Annotated in this window: 1 protein-coding gene and 1 pseudogene; one reads left to right on the top strand and one right to left on the bottom strand. The window is 65.1% G+C overall.

Annotated elements, in window-relative coordinates; all coding sequences use genetic code 11:
- Nucleotides 1-335: 335 nt before the first annotated feature.
- Nucleotides 336-608: pseudogene (locus tag ACG2DA_RS22910) on the top strand (transposase); the annotation flags it as partial.
- Nucleotides 609-644: 36 nt separating this feature from the next.
- Here ACG2DA_RS22910 and ACG2DA_RS22905 read toward each other — a convergent pair.
- The coding region (locus ACG2DA_RS22905) for a transposase (RefSeq protein WP_395259028.1) at nt 645-802 on the bottom strand (158 nt) is incomplete at its 5' end.

Genomic DNA, 802 nt, shown 5'->3' with positions numbered 1-802 from the left:
CACGCCCCCCGTGAACGCGGGGGGCTTCTTTTTAACTGGTATGAGGATGTCCGATCGCGGCGTTCTCCTGGAAGCCGTTGATCGGACCCGTCGCCTCGGGTCTGCTGCCCCTTGCCGGGCCGCGGACCGAGGTGACCCGCGTTTCTCAGCCTGTTCGAACGCGTGCGGGCGTTTCACCTCGGGGGCCGGCCGATCGAGCCTATGGGCCTTGAGCCCGCTTTTTTAACTGGCCACCCCGCGGCCCGCCCGGCTGAGCTTCGAGCTCGAAGAGGTAGCTGCCGATTCGCCCGTCTCGTCCGCTCGCGTCGAACCTACCCCGACCGTGGAGCTCCTCGATGATCAGATACGTGGGCGTCGACCTGCACAAGCACTTCATGGAGGTGTGCGTGATCGACCGCAAAGGCGAGGTGCTCCAGCGGCATCGGGTCGAGTGCCTCCGCGACGAGTTGACGGAGTTCGCCCGCAAGTCGCTCAAGAAAACCGATCAGGTCGCGTTGGAGGCGACGACGAACACGTGGACCGTGGTCGACCTGTTCCGACCGCACGTGCGGCGGGTCGTCGTCGGCAACCCGGTGAAGACGAAGGCGATCGCCGAAGCCAAGATCAAAACCGATAAGAACCGGACAGAGAACCATATAATGAGGTCATGCGGCGTCCGCGGCGGCATGTCGCCACAGACGGAAGTTGATCGCCGCCATGGCCAGCGTGTTCCACGCCTCGATCGCCTCGTCCTTGCGGTCGTACCGCACCCGCAGCCGCCGCAGGCCCTTCACCCAGCCGATCGTGCGTTCGACGACCCAGC

The organism is Alienimonas sp. DA493, from assembly GCF_043951915.1.
Classification (GTDB): Bacteria; Planctomycetota; Planctomycetia; order Planctomycetales; family Planctomycetaceae; genus Alienimonas.
Note: the sequence above shows the minus strand (reverse complement) of the source record. Positions and strands in the feature narration are given on the sequence as shown.